The organism is Streptomyces sp. BRA346, assembly GCF_052851135.1.
This window is the reverse complement of the sequence record NZ_JAIWIH010000002.1, coordinates 351959-366911: the sequence shown is the minus strand read 5'-3', so window position 1 is coordinate 366911 and position 14953 is coordinate 351959. Positions and strand designations below refer to the sequence as shown.

Below are 14953 nucleotides of genomic sequence, written 5' to 3'. Positions count from 1 at the left end.
GACCCTACCCGGATGGTGTTCACGGCGAGTTGAGGGTTTTCCGCCCCCATGTCCCGTCGAGCTGGGCCGTGATGGAGAAAAGTCTCTACGCGGTACTTCAATGAAACACTTGAAGGCATGGATGTCAGTGACAGGGACGACGTACGGCACCACCATGCCGCGGACGGCCACGATGTGATTCAGGTCCGCGGGGCCAGGGAGAACAATCTGCGGGAGGTTTCTCTCGACATACCCAAGCGGCGGCTCACCGTCTTCACCGGAGTCTCCGGATCCGGCAAGTCCTCGCTCGTCTTCGACACGGTCGCCGCGGAGTCGCAGCGGCTGATCAACGAGACCTACACGGCGTTCGTCCAGAACTTCATGCCGACGCTCGGCCGCCCGGATGTCGACGCGCTGCGCAACCTCAGCGCGGCGATCATCGTCGACCAGGAGCGGATGGGAGCCAACTCCCGTTCCACCGTGGGCACCGCCACGGACGCCCACACCCTGCTGCGGATCCTGTTCAGCCGGATCGGCACCCCGTATGTGGGGCCGCCGCTCGCCTTCAGCTTCAACACGGCCGAGGGCATGTGCCCGCGGTGTGAGGGGCTGGGCCGGGTGTCGGAGATCGACGTCGGCCAACTGGTCGACCGGGAGCGGTCGTTGAACGAGGGGGCGATCACCGTTCCCGGATTCGGGGTGGACACGTGGTACTGGCAGCTCTTTGCGCACTCCGGCCTTTTCGACCCCGATGCCCGGCTGAGGGACTATACCCCCGAGCAGTGGGAGGACTTCCTGCACAAGCCCCCGACCAAGATCAAGGTGGGCAAGAACAACCTGACCTACGAGGGGCTGGTCACCAAGGTCCGGCGGCTGTACCTGGCCAAGGACCGGGAGGCGATGCAGTCCCAGGTGCGCGCGTTCGCGGACCGGGCGGTCGCGCTCGCCCGCTGCCCCGACTGTGACGGCTCCCGGCTGAACGAGGTCGCCCGGTCCTGCACGGTCGAAGGGCGCACCCTCGCGGAGTGCTCGGCGATGCAGATCAGCGACCTGGCCGCGTTCGTCCGGGGCATCCGGGACGACACGGTCGGGCCGGTCCTGGAGACCCTCCGCGGCACGCTGGAATCGCTGGTGGAGATCGGTCTCGGGTATCTGAGCCTGGACCGGGAGTCCGGCACGCTCTCCGGTGGCGAGGCGCAGCGTGTGCGGATGGTCCGCCACCTCGGTTCGAGTCTGTCGGATGTGACGTACGTCTTCGACGAACCCACGGTGGGCTTGCATCCGCATGACATCCGGCGCATGAACACCCTGCTGCTCCAGCTGCGCGACAAGGGCAACACGGTGCTGGTGGTGGAGCACAAGCCGGAGACGATCGGTATCGCCGACCATGTGGTGGACCTGGGGCCCGGCGCCGGTGCGGCGGGCGGGCGGATCGTCTACGCGGGCGATCTGGCCGGGCTGCGCGCGTCCGGCACCCTGACGGGCGACTGTCTCGGCCACCGGGTGAGCCTGCGCGACAAGGTGCGCGAGCCCCGCGGCCGGCTGCCGATCACCGGCGCCCGGCTGCACAATCTGCGGGACGTCAGCGTGGACATCCCCCTCGGGGTGCTCACCGTCGTCACCGGGGTCGCCGGGTCCGGCAAGAGTTCCCTGATCCATGGCTCGCTCGGCGGACGGGATGGGGTGATCGTCGCCGACCAGTCGGCGATCCGTGGCTCGCGCCGCAGCAACCCGGCCACCTATACGGGGCTGCTGGACCCGATCCGGTCGGCGTTCGCGAAGGCCAACGGGGTGAAGCCGGGGCTGTTCAGCGCCAACTCGGAGGGGGCGTGCCCCCGTTGCAAGGGCATCGGGCTGACCTACACCGATCTCGCGATGATGGCCGAGGTGGCGTCGGTGTGCGAGGAGTGCGAGGGGAGGCGGTTCAAGGCGGAGGTGCTGGCGTACCGGCTGCGCGGGCGCAGCATCGGCGAGGTGCTCGCCATGCCGGTGGCCGAGGCCCGGGAGTTCTTCACCACCGGTCAGCCACGGGTGATCCTCGACCGGCTGATGGCGGTGGGCCTCGGCTATCTGGGGCTCGGCCAGCCGCTCACCACCCTCTCGGGCGGTGAGCGGCAGCGGCTCAAGCTCGCCATCCACATGGCGAGGAACGGTACGACGTACGTGCTGGACGAGCCGACGACCGGGCTGCATCTGGCCGATGTGGACCAGTTGCTCGCGCTGCTCGACCGGCTGGTGGACGACGGCAACACGGTCGTCGTCATCGAGCACCACCAGGCGGTGATGGCTCACGCGGACTGGCTCGTCGACATGGGCCCGGGGGCGGGCCATGACGGCGGCCGGGTGGTGTTCACCGGGACACCGGCCGACCTGGTGGCCTCGGGTACGTCGCTGACGGCCACGCATCTGCGGGAGTACGTCGGCGCGTAGGCGGGTGTGTCACCGGGGCGGTGGCGGGGGTGCGGGGGCGCCCGCGGGCGGGGCGATCTTCGGGTACGACGCGGTACGGCCCGGGTCGTCCGGCCCCGCCGCGTCCCCGGCCTCCGCTGCCCCCGCTGCCGTGTCGTCCCTGGGCATCAGGGCGTCGCGAGCCGCGCCGGGGTCCCAGCCCGTGTCGACCACGCGCTTCTGCACCAGGACGGCGGCGCCCAGGACGGCCAGGCCGATGAGCAGGATGAGGGCGACGCCGACCCCGCCACCGGCCTTGCCCGCGTTGCCGACGAGCGCGCCGAACCAGCCGAAGTCGGCGTCGCCGAAGGTGGTGTTCTGCTCCCCGAACGCGCCGAGCACCTTGAGCAGCAGGGCGGGCAGGAAGGTGATGAGCACACCGTTGAGGAACGCGCCCACGGCGGCGCCGCGCCGGCCGCCGGTCGCGTTGCCGTAGACGCCCGCCGCGCCACCGGTGAAGAAGTGCGGCACCAGGCCCGGCAGGACCAGCGCGAGACCGAACGCCGGGTTGAACCCCCAGGTGAGCAGGGCGAGGCTGACCAGGCCGCCGGTGAAGCTGGAGAGGAAGCCGATGAGCACGGCATTCTGCGCGTACGGGAAGACGATCGGCGCGTCCAGCGCGGGCAGCGCGCCCGGCACGACCTTGCTCGCGATGCCCTGGAAGGCGGGCACGAGTTCGCCGAGGATCGTCCGCACACCGAAGAGGATGACCGCGACCGCGATGCCGAACTGGAGGCCCTGCATCACCGACTGCATCACGTAGTTGCCGGTGTCGGTGGCCGCGGTCGTGGCCCCGGTGCCGGTGGCGAACGCCTTGAAGGCCGTCCGTTCGCCCGCCTTGAGGAGGAAGAGCACCGCCATCACCACATAGATGGCCAGCATGGACAGGGCCGTGGCCACCATCGAGTCGCGCAGGAAGCGCAGCCCCTCGGGGAGCTTCATCTCCTCGGTGCTGCGGCTGCGCTTGCCGACCACCTTCCCGGCCGCGCCCGCCACCACGTAACCGGCCGTGCCGAAGTGGCCGATGGCGACGGTGTCGCTCCCCGTGACCCGCTTGGTCCAGGGGTGGGCGAACGCAGGGCTCGCCACCAGCATGATGCCGAGCAGCACACCGCCGACCGCCACCACGACGACGGTGGAGTGACCGGCGCCCGCCAGCACCACGGTCAGCAGCGTGGCCATGAACAGCATGTGGTGTCCGGTCAGGAACACATAGCGCAGCGGGGTGAACCGGGCCAGCAGCAGGCTGACCGTGAAGCCCAGGATCATCAGCCAGGCGACGCGCGACCCGAACTGCGCCTGGGCGATGCCGACGATGGCCTCGTTCGTCGGGATGACGCCGTGCGCGCCCGTGACGCCCTGGATCATCGTGCCCAGCGGGGCGAGGGAGTTGGTGACCAACCCCGCGCCCGCCCCGATGAGCAGAAAGCCCAGGGTCGCCTTGATGGCACCGCCGATGATCTGCCCGGCGGTCTTCTTCATCGCGATGAGCCCGATGGCGGTGATGATGCCGATCAGATACGCGGGTTCGCTCAGGATCTCGTTCACGAGAAACTTCGCGGGAGTTACCAGCCAGCCCATGATGTACTTCTGTTCCCGTCGTCAGACGTCGTACGTGTCCCGGAGCACCGCGTCGATCTCGGCGGTGCTCGTGAAGTCCTGAACCACCTTCACCGGCCGTCCCACATCGCCCAGGGTCCTGGCGATCTCACGGGAGGTGAGCAGGGCGACGGCCTCGGACGCCTTGCCCTTCGCGGAGATGGTGTCGGTGGCTTCCACGGTGACGTACGCCGACCACCCCCAGCGGTCGAGGACCTGCTCCAGGGTGTTCTTGAGGAAGAGGCTCGTGCCCACGCCGTTGCCGCACACCGTGAGGATCTTGTGCAGGGACGGCCCGGCCGCCCGCGGCTTCGCTGCGGCGGGGCCCGGCTGTTCTTCGTCGCCGCTCAGCACGGCGCGCAGCGCCTCGGGGGTGGGCGCCGCGGCGAGGGCCGCCGCGGCGCCGGGGTCGCCGAGCAGACGGGCCAGGCTCGCCATGGCGGAGGTGTGCGCGCCGGAGTCCCGGGCGGCGAGGGCCACGACCAGGGTGACCGGATCGTTGGTCTCGTGGCCGAACGCGACGGGCTCGGCCAGGCGCACCCAGGACATGCCGGTCGCGCGGACGGCGGGAGAGGGCCGGGCGTGGGCGAACGCCACACCGGGGGCGACGACGATGTACGGCCCGTTCTCCTCGACGCCCGCGATCATCTCGGCGGTGTACTCGGCGGTGGTGAAACCCGCGTCCACCATGAGTCCGCCGGCGACCGCGATCGCCTCACGCCAGTCCGCCGCCCTCGCGTCGAGCCGCACGCACGCGACCGGTAGCAGATCTATCAGTTCGTCCATGGCGCGAAATCTTCGCATCCTCGCCCTGCGCCCCAGGTGGCGAGGGGTCCTGGGGTTGCGTTCGCCCGCCGAGGCGGGAGCCCGCCCAGCCCAGCAGGAAGCCCACCGGGATGGTGATCAGGCCCGGATTGCGCAGCGGGAACCAGTGGAAGTCACGGTCGGGGAAGACGGCGAGGGCCCCGCCCGAGACGGCCGGGGAGAAGACGATCGTGAGGAAGGTGAGGCCGAGGCCGCCGTACATCGCCCAGCGCATTCCGGTCACCGTGAAGCCGCGCCACATCGTCCCGTACAGCAGGACCGGCAGCAGCGCGGAGGCGGCGGCCGTGAAGGTGAAGGAGATCAGGATCTGGCGGTTCCAGTGCTGGGTCACCATGGCGACGCTGACGGCCACCACGCCGACGCACACGATCGCCGCGCGGGCCGCGGCGAGTTCGCGGGCCGGGGTGAGCCGTTCCGGGAGCACGACCTTGGCCAGCACATCGTGGGCGAGGGAGGCCGCGGCGGCGAGGGTGAGCCCCGCGACGGCCGCGAGCGTGGTGACGACGACCGCGCAGGCGACGAGGGTGAACAGCAGGCTGCGGTGGGCCGCCTCGGCCCCCGGGTCGAGCGCGCGGGTGAGCAGCAGCAGGGAGTTGGTGCCGGTGGGGTCGGCGGCGCGCAGCGCCGGGACGCCGACGATGGCCGTGGCGCCCGCGCCGACGATCACGATCAGCCCGCCCAGCACGGCGACCGCCCCGACGGCCCAGGTGGTCGCGGCGCGGGCGGCCCGCGCACCGCGGATCGGGTGGAGCCGCATGGTGATGTGCGGCAGACACGCCGCGCCCACGGCCAGGGTGAGCTGGACGCTGATGACCTCCAGCTTGCCGGTGAACGAATCGCCGAACTGGCGGCCGGACTCCCAGAAGGCGTCACCGTAGCCGCTCTTGTCGGCCGCCGCTCCGAACAGGCTCGCCGGGTTCCAGTCGAAGCGCTTGACGACCAGCACGGCGAGCAGGATGAACGCGCCGAGCAGGATGACGGTCTTGAGGATCTGGATGAAGCCGGTGCCCTTCATCCCGCCGAGGGCGGCGTAGCAGACCATGAGGGAGCCGATGAAGATGGTGCAGCCGGTGACCGACGCGGTGCCGGGAATGCCGATCAGCAGGGACATCATGTCGCCCGCGCCGTTGAGCTGGACGGTGAGCAGCGGCATGGTGACCACCAGCACCAGGACGGCGGTGCCGATCCGGGCCGGGCGCTCGCTCAGCCGCTCGGACAGCACGTCGCCCAGGGTGTAGCGGCCGCGTCCGCACAGGGGTCCCGCCATCACCAGCATGAACACCAGGATCGAGACCACGGTGGACAGGGTGATGAGGACACCGTCGAGTCCGGCGATGGCGATGGTGCCGGTGGTGCTGAGGACGGTGGCGGCCGAGATGTAGTCGCCCGCGATGGCCAGGCCGTTCTGCATCGGGCCGAGCGCACCGGTGCCGATGTAGAACTCGGAGGGGTCGTCGCTGTCGGTGGCCGCGAGGATGCAGAGCAGGAACGATACGGCGATGAAGCAGGCGAACAGCACGAACGCCAGGGTTCTCGGCTCGAAGTCGCTCATCGCTCTCTCTCCGAGGCGTCCTCGGCGGGGGCGCGCCGCTCGGCTCTGACGAGGACGGTGACCAGGACCGCCGCGTCGGCGCCCACCAGCAGGGCGCCCACCGTGAATCCGCCGCCCGCTCCGAGGTCGATCCCCCCGCCGGCCGTGCAGTTGACCACCACGGCGGCCAAGTGGCAGGCCAGCGCGGCGCACGCGGCCCGTGCCGTCCACGGCCACGGCCGCCGCCACGGCGACGAGCGCCGCGCCCGGCGCTCCCCCCGGTGGTCCGGAGGGGAGTCGGGGCTCGGGCCGGGGCGCGGGCCCCTCGTCTCCGGCGGCCGCGGTGGCATGACCTCGGCGGTGCGCACCGGGCGCGGATGCGTGGTCTGCCCCCATGCGTGTTCGGACATGTCGTGCTCCTCGTGGCGGAACCGTCCGGTACGGGTGGGACGGGACCGCCACGACAGCAGCTCACCGGGACCCCCGTACAGCCCGTCGGGGGACCGCGTGGCAGAGGCACATGATCCACTCGCGGCCGTTGTGCACGCCCACACTCTTCCTGGCCGTGAGGATCCGTCACCGGCTTCCGGCGCCGCAAAGGTCCATACCGGATCCTTCGCGCCGGGTCCTTCGCGCCGGGTCCTTCGCGGCCCCGGTCAGGAGGACAGCAGCCCGTGCGCCGCGAGGGCGAGCGACAACTCGACGACGTCGCGCGGGCGGTGCAGCGTATGCCCGGTCAGCTGCTCGTAGCGGCGCAGCCGGTTGAGCACCGTATTGCGGTGGCAGAACAGCGCCCGCCCCGCCTCGCGCGCCGATCCGTCGGCGTCCAGCCAGGCCGTCAGGGTCGTCAGCAGGACGTCCCGGTCGGCGGGTTCGAGGGCCAGGACGGGGCCGAGCATCCGGTCGGCGAGCGCGGTGGCCAGGTCCGGGGAGGACACCACCAGGGCCTCCGGGTAGTGCTCCTCCAGCAGCGCCGCCTCGCCGGTGGCGGGGCATGCGCGCAGCGCCGTATCGGCGAGCAGGCGGGCCGCGTTCACCGAGGCCAGGCCGGTGACGGCGGGGCTGACTCCGGCCCGGGCGCCGGGCGGGACGGTGAGGGCCCGGGCCATCTCCCGGGGGTGGACGTCCCCGAGGAGGACGATCGCGTGGGCGGTGGTCTCCCCCGTGTGCCACACCGTACGGCCGCCGCCGTGGATCTCCGGCGGGCGCGGCGCGCCGGGGCCGGAGCCCGTGTGGTCCAGCGCGACGACCGCGTAACGACCCTGCTCGGGAAGGCCCAGCACCTCCTCCGCCTCGGGGAAGTCGCTCACCCGGGCGGTGCCGTCCAGCAGCGCCTCGATGATGATCCGGAACCGGTTCTCGCGGTGCCAGGCGAGCTGCCGTCCGACCTCGTGGTACGCCTCGGAGACGAGCGTGCAGTGCTCGTCGACGAAGTGCCAGATGTCGGACGCCACGTGCACCAGCCCCCGGGCGCCGACCGGGTCCTCGCGCGAGGCGGTCTCGACCAGTTCGTCCCAGACGACGGTGCATCCGATGCGGAAGCCGTGCAGCAGCGCGTCCAGCGGGAGGCCCTGGGCCGCGCGGTCGGCGCCGATCCGCCAGGAGACGGAGCGGGCGGGCTCCCTGGTCTCCTTCGGGTACAGCAGGGAGCGGACGTTGTTGGACAGCGAGTCGTTGACGTCCCGCCACAACTCCTGCGGATCGATGGAGGCCGAGTTGTAGACGGGTTCTCGCTCCCGCATCAGGGCGACCACCTCATCGGTCAGCCGCGGCAGTTCGTCGATGAGGACGCGGGCGGTCCGGTGCAGCAGCGCGATGGCCTCGGGGTCGGCCCGCGAGCGTATGGGCGGGCGGGCGGCGGGCATCCGGGGCAGCCCCCGGGCCCTGTCGGCAGACAGTCGGCTGGCGGAGCGCGCGGCGGCGGGGCCGGCGGCGCGGGAGCCGGTGACTGGGTGCATGACGTTCCTCCACCTCTGACGTGCGATGTGCCGCTCAACGCGGCATCATGAGGCCCGGTCCGCTCGGGGGCCAGACCTCTCCCGCTATTGCATCATCGGCATACCGCCTGGTCGGTGTCCTTCGGACAATTCACCAGCGATACGGTGGGGCCGCCCCCACGACGCGAGAGAAAGGTGCGGCAATGGCTTCCGCGCACGGCACCTCCCTGGACGTCCCCACCCCCGACGGGGTCGCCGACGCCTACCTGGCCCACCCCGACGACGGTCATCCGCACCCCGGCGTCCTGCTGTACCCGGACGCCTTCGGGCCGCGCGCCTCGGTCGAGGACGCGGCGAAGCGCCTCGCCGGACACGGCTACACCGTGCTGGTGCCCAACGTCCTCTACCGGGCGGGGCGCGCGCCCGTGGTGGATCTGCCGGAGTTCATCGACCCCTCGCAGCGCTCGGACCTCTTCGACCAACTCGGCCCGCTGATGAAGGCCCACACGCCGGAGCTGGCGACGCGGGACGCCGGAGCGTACCTCGACTGGCTGGCCGCCTCTCCCCTGGTCACGGACGGCCCCGTGGGCAGCGTCGGTTACTGCATGGGCGGCGTGCTGGCGGTGCGCACCGCGGCGGCCCACCCCGAGCGGGTCGCGGCCGCGGCCAGCTTCCACGGCGGCCATCTGGTCACGGATGCCCCGGACAGCCCGCACCGGCTCGTCGACCGGGTGTCGGCGGAGCTGTACTTCGGCCACGCCGACCAGGACCCGTCGATTCCGGCGGATCAGATCGCCGTGCTGGAGCGGGCGCTGGACGCGGCCGGGGTGCGCTACCGCAGCGAGGTGTACGAGGGCGCCCACCACGGGTTCACGCAGGTCGACACCGCCATGTACGACGCCGCGGCGGAGGACCGGCACTGGCGGGAGCTGCTGGCGCTCTTCGAGCGCACGCTGGGGAAGTGACACTCCCACCGGCGGCCGGCTGAAGACCGGTTGAACACACCGCCCCTCCCCCTCGTACTCCCCGGCATGACCGTGCATCGCATCGCCGCCTCGGCCGCCTTCGCCGGAACCGTCTCGCTGCTGCTCACCGCGGTGGGCGCCGGACCCGCTCTGGCCCACGGGGCGCCGGTGGATCCGATCAGCCGGACGGCGGCGTGCTCACCGGAGGGCGGGCGGGAGGCGCGGTCGGCGGCCTGCAAGGCGGCGAAGGCGGCCGGGGGCGCGGCGTTCGAGGAGTGGGACAACCTGCGCATCGCCGATGTGAACGGCAAGGACCGGCAGCGGATCCCGGACGGAAAGCTGTGCAGCGCGGGCCTCGACGGTTACCGGGGGCTGGATCTGCCGCGTGCGGACTGGCCCTCGACACGCCTCGCCCCCGGGGCCGAGCTCACGCTCGACTACAGCTCGACGATTCCGCACACCGGGACGTTCGAGCTGTATCTCACCAAGCCGGGCTACGATCCGACCCGGCCGCTGAAGTGGTCCGATCTCGACGCGAAGCCGTTCGCGAAGATCAAGGACCCGGAGCTGACCGACGGTGCGTACCACCTCAAGGCGAAGCTGCCGTCGGACCGCACCGGCCGTCAGCTGCTGTACACGATCTGGCGCAACTCCAGTACGCCGGACACGTATTACTCCTGCTCGGACGTGGTGCTCTCCGCCGGGGCGAAGGACAGAGGCGTGCGGATGCCCGCCGACACCACTGACGGCTCGGCTGACACGGCCTCCGCAGCCGACCGTGCCGATGAGGCCGAGGGCGGTGGCACCGCGATGCCGCTGGTCGCGGGCGGGTCGGCGGCCGCGGTCCTGACGGCCGCCGGGGTGTTCGTGACACGGCGTCGCCGCCGCTGAAGGGCAGCGGCGGCGACCCGTGGGGGGGGTGGTACGTCAGGTGATGCGGTGAGCAGGGCCGTGTGGATTACCAGCCCTTGGTCACCCGGTGCTCCTTGAGGGACGCGCAGTTCGACCCGTAGGTGAAGGTCGACTGGTTGTCGATGCCCCCGGCCCAGTCGACGCACTTCCCGCGCCCGTAGTCGTAGATCGGGCCGGCGTAGGACGTGTACAGGCCTTCGTCCAGCTGCGACTCTTCCGATCCGTTCACGTAGAGGTAGGCGAACATGTTCTTCGCCGCGCCCGTCGAGTTGCGGACGGTGACGACACAGTTCTTGCCCTTGGCGGAGTTGTACGTCAGGAAGACGGTGCCCTGGGTGCCGATCGGCGCCGAGTTCACCACCTTGTACCCGCTGCCGCAGGCCCCATTGTACGCGGCCCTGGCCGCCGCCGAGGCGGACGGCGCGAGGACCACGGAACCCGCGACGGCGGACGCCAGGACCGCGGTCGCGGCAACATAGCGCGAAATCTTCATATTTCCCCCTTGTAACCCTAGAACGCTTTTTGCGTCGTCTAGGTGACATGTGGAGGCCCAGGATGGTTGTACGGGAATCTGCGGGGATCAACAGCGCATGCCACGGCGCCCTTCCCCCACCGACCGGGCGTTCCTCAACCGGGTGCGCCGCCACACCACCGCCATCACCCGCTGCGAAGGGATGATCGTGGAGAACTCCACGCGACGGCTGCGCGCCTACGGCGTCGTCGGCACCGCCCGCTGGTACCTCGACAAGGGCAGCGGGCGCCACGGGGAGGATCCGCGCTGATGCTGGACCGTCTCGCGCACACGCTGCGGGCCCATCGCCCGACCTCGCCACGCTGGGGCCGGTGGCCACGCTGGGGCGGCGGCTGCCGGGGTGCGCCCCGGCGCTGGACCTGTCCGCCTCGCGGGTGGCGCTGCCCGAGGCGGGCGACGACGACGCGGCGGCGGACGCGGTCATCGTGTTCACCTCCGGTACGACGTCCCGGCCGCGCGCCGTGGTGCACTCCCGGGCCGGGCTCGCCGCCGGGATGCGGTCGGTGGCCTGGTCCGGCTCCGGCCGGACGCGCCCGTGCTCGGCGGCACGTTCTTCGTGCTGCTGCCCTCGCCGGCGCAGGGCGCCCCGGTCGCGCTGCCCGCCCGTACGCCGCGCGTCCTCGCCCGGCGGCTCGCCCGGCTCGCCCCGCAGGCCACCTAGCGGCCCGGGCGCTGGAGGCCGCCGCGCGCCACCGGACGGCCGCCCGGCCGGTGCTGACCCGCCACGCGGTGGACCAGCTCGCACACACCGTCGTCCTCGACACCACCCGGGCCCGGGAACAGGGCTGGGTACCCCGGTGGACCCTCGACGACTACGTACGGAGCCTGCGAAGCGTCAGGCCGGTGTGCTGGCGCGGATGACCAGACGGGTGGGGAGTTCCGGCGGTGCCGCCCCGGCCACCGGGGCGGGCGGGGCGGTGGACGCGCCGTGGTCGGAGCGGTGGTCGATGTGGTGGTCGGTGTGGTCGAGGAGCAGCCGCGCCGCCGATTCACCCTTCTCCACGGTGGGCTGATGGACCGTGGTGAGGGGGACGACGGCGGTGGCGGCCGCGGGAATGTCGTCGTATCCGATGACGGCCAGGTCACCGGGCACGGCGAGGCCATGGTCCCGGACGGCCGCGCACGCGCCGAGCGCGAGGGTGTCGGAGACGGCGAGCAGCGCGGTGGGGCGCGGGCCCGGCGCGGTGAGCAGGGTGTGCACGGCGGTGCGGATCGCCGCGAGGTCGTTCCTGCCGCATTCGATGACGGTCAGGTCCGTGAACGGCAGCCCCGCCTCGGCCCACGCGTCGCGGTAGCCCAGCAGCCGGCGGCGCAGGATCGCGCTGGTGGTGGCGAGCGCCTGCGGCCAGGTGGCCGGGCCCAGCCGGGGCTGGACGGCGAGCTTGTCCACCAGGATCACGGCCCGCCGGTGGCCGAGGCCGATCAGATGGCGGGCGGCGCGCCGGGCGCCGCCGAAGTCGTCGACGGTGACGAAGCCCGCCCAGGCGTCGCCGAAGCGGTCCCGCCCGGTGCCATGGCCGGGCGAGTCCACGGCCAGCACCGGCAGTTCGCGCTTGACCAGGATGTCGAGACCGGGGTGGTCCTCCTCCACGCTGTACAGCAGGGCCGCGTCGATCACCGCCTTCTCCAGCGCCGCGAGCGGCGCGTCGGCCACCTGCTGGACGGGGGCGGTGGCGTGCCGGGCGAGCGGCCCGACGGCGGGCGGCAGGGCGAGCAGGGTCATGGTGGTGCGGCGCCGCTGGAACTCACGGGCCACGCCCTCCAGGAAGGCGGTGGCCGCCGGGTCGGCGAAGGCCGTCGCCAGCGGGAGGGGCAGCACCACCCCGACGGTGCCGGTGCGGCCGCGCCGGAGCGAGGCGGCGGCCGGGTCGGGGCCCGCGTAACCGACCTCCTCGGCGGCCCGGAGCACGCGTTCGCGCATCGTGGCGGAGAAACGGCCGGTGTCGTTGAGGACGTTGGAGACGCTCATCACCGAGACCCCCGCCGTGCGGGCCACATCCTTCAGCGTCGCCATCCGCTCTCCCCGGTTTGCTCCGGCTTCTCGTGATCGCTTGCCGCTCACCCCCATCTTATGCCACTGTGCTTTATCGATACATCAACGGTGATGTGCCGCACGAGAGGGCCTGTCCGTGAGCAGTCAGAGGCATCGCATGCTCGCCGGGGAGCCGTACGCCGCCCCCGCCGCCGACGCGCCGCGCCCGGCCACGGCCCCCGGCCGTAGGCACCTCAGCCGTACGCCCCTCGAGGGCCCGGCCTTCCACCGCAAGGCCCCCGCCCCGCGCGGCATCTGAAAACGCACCACACGGCCCGGGGCGCCACGAGCGCCGTCCGCACCGCCCCTCACCGGCGAACGCGCCGACCCGCGACCACCTGTCGCATGGCGCCGGACCGCCCCTGCCCGGCCGACTCCTCAAGCCAGCAATCGCATCAGCAAGCCAGCACGAACCAGCACTGGGATGGACGCATGACAGCCCCGGATGAGCGCCGGACGACCTCGATACCGGCGAGTGACGAGGCATCGGGCCTCGCCACGGCCACCACGGCGCCCCGCCCCTCCGCGCACCGCACGGAGGGCTCGCCGCACGCCTGGTGGCGCGACGCGGTGATCTACCAGATCTACCTGCGCAGCTTCCTCGACAGCACCGGGGACGGCATCGGCGACCTCGCCGGGGCCCGGCTGGGGCTGCCGTACCTCAAGAAGCTGGGCGTGGACGGGATCTGGCTCAGCCCGTTCTACCCGTCGCCGCAGCACGACCACGGGTACGACGTCGCCGACTACCTCGACGTCGACCCGATCTTCGGCGACCTGGAAGAGTTCGACCGGCTGGTGCACGACGCCCACCGGCTCGGGCTGAAGGTCCTCATGGACATCGTCCCCAACCACTGCTCCAGCGAACACGCCTGGTTCAAGGCGGCCCTCGCCGAGGGACCCGGCGGACCGGCCCGGGCCCGCTTCCACTTCGCGGACGGCCGGGGTGCGGACGGTGAGCTGCCGCCCAACAACTGGCACGCCATGTTCGGCGGCCCCGCCTGGAGCCGGGTCACCGAGCCCGACGGCACCCCCGGCCAGTGGTACCTGCACCTGTTCACCCCCGAACAGCCCGACCTCAACTGGCGCGAGCCGTCGGTCGGCGAGCACTTCCACGAGGTGCTGCGGTTCTGGCTCGACCGGGGCGTCGACGGGTTCCGCATCGATGTGGCGGCGGGCCTGTTCAAGCACCCCGAACTGCCCGACTCCGACGACCCCACCATCGACGAGCGCACCCGCGACTCCGTCAACCCCCTGGCCTGGAACCAGCCGGAGATCCACGAGGAGTGGCGCCGCTGGCGCGCGATCTGCGACGAGTACGCGGCCCGCGACGGGAACGACCGGCTGCTCGTCGGCGAGGTCTCCGTGCCGACGCCGCTGGAGCAGGCCAAGTACGTGCGGTCCGACGAACTCCACCAGGCGTTCTTCTTCCACCTGCTGACCGCGCCCTGGAACCCGGACGTCTTCCGCAAGGTGATCAGCGAGGCGATGCGGGACATCGCCGACACCGGCTCCACCGTCACCTGGGTCCTCAACAACCACGACCAGGTCCGCACGGTGACCCGGTACGCGGGCGAGCCGGCCACCGGCGAGGTGGCGTGCCTCGGCCCGGCCCGGGCCCGCGCCGCCGCCCTGCTGATGCTGGCCCTGCCCGGCGCCGCGTACGTCTACCAGGGCGAGGAACTGGGCCTGCCCGAGGTGGTCGACCTGCCGGACGAGGTGCTGACCGACCCCATCTTCCACCGCACCGGCAGCCGTCAGCACATCCGCGACGGCTGCCGGGTGCCGCTGCCGTGGTCGGGGCACGCCTCGCCGTTCGGCTTCACCACCGGCGAGGCGGTGGCCCAGCCGTGGCTGCCGCAGCCCGAGTGGTTCGCCGAGCACGCCACCGACCGGGCGCTGGCCGACACCGACTCGTTCTGGCACCTGTACCGCGAGGGGCTGTATCTGCGGCGCAGCCTCCCGCAGATGGGTGAGGGCCCGCTGGTGTGGATGGAGTCGCCGCCCGAGGTGCTGGCGTTCCTGCGCGGCGACGGGCTGGTGTGCGCGATCAACTTCAGCGACCACCCGGTCCCGGCCCCGGTCACCGGTGCGCCCATCCTGGCCAGCACCTCCTGCCCGCCCGGGACGCTGCCGGGCAGCGCCGCGGCCTGGTGGATCACCGATCTGACCGGCTGACGCCGACAGGTCTCCCCC

General features: G+C 72.1%; 14 protein-coding genes. 7 read left to right on the top strand and 7 right to left on the bottom strand.

Features of this window, described 5'->3' with window-relative positions; genetic code table 11:
* The first annotated feature begins 117 nt into the window (after positions 1-117).
* On the top strand, positions 118-2409 hold the full coding sequence (locus LCH29_RS03260) for an ATP-binding cassette domain-containing protein (protein ID WP_446460139.1): 2292 nt from the start codon (positions 118-120) through the stop codon (positions 2407-2409).
* Positions 2410-2418: 9 nt separating this feature from the next.
* Here LCH29_RS03260 and LCH29_RS03255 read toward each other — a convergent pair whose 3' ends face one another.
* The 5 genes from LCH29_RS03255 to LCH29_RS03235 all read right to left on the bottom strand — a co-directional run bounded on the left by LCH29_RS03255 (position 2419) and on the right by LCH29_RS03235 (position 8340).
* The gene (locus tag LCH29_RS03255; protein ID WP_446460138.1) at positions 2419-4008 is read right to left on the bottom strand and encodes a PTS ascorbate transporter subunit IIC; all 1590 of its coding nucleotides are present in this window, start codon (positions 4006-4008) and stop codon (positions 2419-2421) included.
* A 21-nt stretch (positions 4009-4029) separates the two neighbouring features.
* A complete protein-coding gene (locus LCH29_RS03250) occupies positions 4030-4812 on the bottom strand; it encodes a PTS sugar transporter subunit IIA (RefSeq protein WP_446460137.1) in 783 nt (260 codons plus the stop codon).
* Positions 4742-6403 (bottom strand): sodium/solute symporter, encoded by a 1662-nt coding sequence (locus tag LCH29_RS03245; RefSeq protein WP_446460136.1) that lies wholly within the window; start codon positions 6401-6403, stop codon positions 4742-4744. Before LCH29_RS03245 ends, LCH29_RS03250 begins: the two co-directional genes overlap by 71 nt.
* Positions 6400-6792: a hypothetical protein gene (locus tag LCH29_RS03240; RefSeq protein ID WP_446460135.1), complete on the bottom strand. Its 393-nt coding sequence runs from the start codon at positions 6790-6792 to the stop codon at positions 6400-6402. Before LCH29_RS03240 ends, LCH29_RS03245 begins: the two co-directional genes overlap by 4 nt.
* A gap of 246 nt (positions 6793-7038) precedes the next feature.
* The gene (locus LCH29_RS03235) at positions 7039-8340 is read right to left on the bottom strand and encodes a PucR family transcriptional regulator (protein WP_446460134.1); all 1302 of its coding nucleotides are present in this window, start codon (positions 8338-8340) and stop codon (positions 7039-7041) included.
* Between the two features lie 182 nt (positions 8341-8522).
* On the opposite strand from LCH29_RS03235, the gene LCH29_RS03230 reads away from it, so the two are divergent.
* Complete coding sequence (locus LCH29_RS03230; RefSeq protein WP_446460133.1) at positions 8523-9284, top strand: dienelactone hydrolase family protein; 762 nt, start codon at positions 8523-8525, stop codon at positions 9282-9284.
* 66 nt (positions 9285-9350) lie between these two features.
* The gene (locus tag LCH29_RS03225) at positions 9351-10175 is read left to right on the top strand and encodes a lytic polysaccharide monooxygenase auxiliary activity family 9 protein (protein WP_446460132.1); all 825 of its coding nucleotides are present in this window, start codon (positions 9351-9353) and stop codon (positions 10173-10175) included.
* 67 nt (positions 10176-10242) lie between these two features.
* On the opposite strand, the gene LCH29_RS03220 is transcribed toward LCH29_RS03225, so the two are convergent.
* Positions 10243-10689 carry a spore-associated protein A gene (locus LCH29_RS03220; RefSeq protein WP_446460131.1) on the bottom strand — a complete coding sequence of 149 codons (447 nt, stop codon included), beginning with the start codon at positions 10687-10689 and terminating at the stop codon, positions 10243-10245.
* Positions 10690-10786: 97 nt separating this feature from the next.
* On the opposite strand from LCH29_RS03220, the gene LCH29_RS03215 reads away from it, so the two are divergent.
* Together LCH29_RS03215 and LCH29_RS03210 are read left to right on the top strand one after the other, a co-directional pair.
* On the top strand, positions 10787-10978 hold the full coding sequence (locus LCH29_RS03215) for a hypothetical protein (protein ID WP_446460130.1): 192 nt from the start codon (positions 10787-10789) through the stop codon (positions 10976-10978).
* Positions 10979-11263: 285 nt separating this feature from the next.
* A complete protein-coding gene (locus LCH29_RS03210) occupies positions 11264-11389 on the top strand; it encodes a hypothetical protein (protein ID WP_446460129.1) in 126 nt (41 codons plus the stop codon).
* A 174-nt stretch (positions 11390-11563) separates the two neighbouring features.
* Here the strand turns inward: LCH29_RS03210 and LCH29_RS03205 are convergent, their stop codons facing one another.
* Positions 11564-12742, bottom strand: a complete 1179-nt coding sequence (locus tag LCH29_RS03205; protein ID WP_446460128.1) for a LacI family DNA-binding transcriptional regulator — start codon at positions 12740-12742, stop codon at positions 11564-11566.
* Positions 12743-12857: 115 nt separating this feature from the next.
* Here LCH29_RS03205 and LCH29_RS03200 point away from each other — a divergent pair, with 115 nt between their 5' ends.
* Positions 12858-13019, top strand: a complete 162-nt coding sequence (locus LCH29_RS03200) for a hypothetical protein (RefSeq protein ID WP_446460127.1) — start codon at positions 12858-12860, stop codon at positions 13017-13019.
* A gap of 173 nt (positions 13020-13192) precedes the next feature.
* Positions 13193-14935: a glycoside hydrolase family 13 protein gene (locus LCH29_RS03195; protein WP_446460126.1), complete on the top strand. Its 1743-nt coding sequence runs from the start codon at positions 13193-13195 to the stop codon at positions 14933-14935.
* Positions 14936-14953: the final 18 nt, after the last annotated feature.

Excerpts from the sequence above, each read along its gene's own strand:
- LCH29_RS03260 (WP_446460139.1), top strand. The coding sequence starts at position 118 with ATGGATGTCAGTGACAGGGACGACGTACGGCACCACCATGCCGCGGAC.
- LCH29_RS03245 (WP_446460136.1), bottom strand. The coding sequence starts at position 6,403 with ATGAGCGACTTCGAGCCGAGAACCCTGGCGTTCGTGCTGTTCGCCTGC.
- LCH29_RS03230 (WP_446460133.1), top strand. The coding sequence starts at position 8,523 with ATGGCTTCCGCGCACGGCACCTCCCTGGACGTCCCCACCCCCGACGGG.
- LCH29_RS03240 (WP_446460135.1), bottom strand. The coding sequence starts at position 6,792 with ATGTCCGAACACGCATGGGGGCAGACCACGCATCCGCGCCCGGTGCGC.
- LCH29_RS03250 (WP_446460137.1), bottom strand. The coding sequence starts at position 4,812 with ATGGACGAACTGATAGATCTGCTACCGGTCGCGTGCGTGCGGCTCGAC.
- LCH29_RS03205 (WP_446460128.1), bottom strand. The coding sequence starts at position 12,742 with ATGGCGACGCTGAAGGATGTGGCCCGCACGGCGGGGGTCTCGGTGATG.
- LCH29_RS03220 (WP_446460131.1), bottom strand. The coding sequence starts at position 10,689 with ATGAAGATTTCGCGCTATGTTGCCGCGACCGCGGTCCTGGCGTCCGCC.
- LCH29_RS03215 (WP_446460130.1), top strand. The coding sequence starts at position 10,787 with ATGCCACGGCGCCCTTCCCCCACCGACCGGGCGTTCCTCAACCGGGTG.
- LCH29_RS03195 (WP_446460126.1), top strand. The coding sequence starts at position 13,193 with ATGACAGCCCCGGATGAGCGCCGGACGACCTCGATACCGGCGAGTGAC.
- LCH29_RS03235 (WP_446460134.1), bottom strand. The coding sequence starts at position 8,340 with ATGCACCCAGTCACCGGCTCCCGCGCCGCCGGCCCCGCCGCCGCGCGC.
- LCH29_RS03255 (WP_446460138.1), bottom strand. The coding sequence starts at position 4,008 with ATGGGCTGGCTGGTAACTCCCGCGAAGTTTCTCGTGAACGAGATCCTG.
- LCH29_RS03225 (WP_446460132.1), top strand. The coding sequence starts at position 9,351 with ATGACCGTGCATCGCATCGCCGCCTCGGCCGCCTTCGCCGGAACCGTC.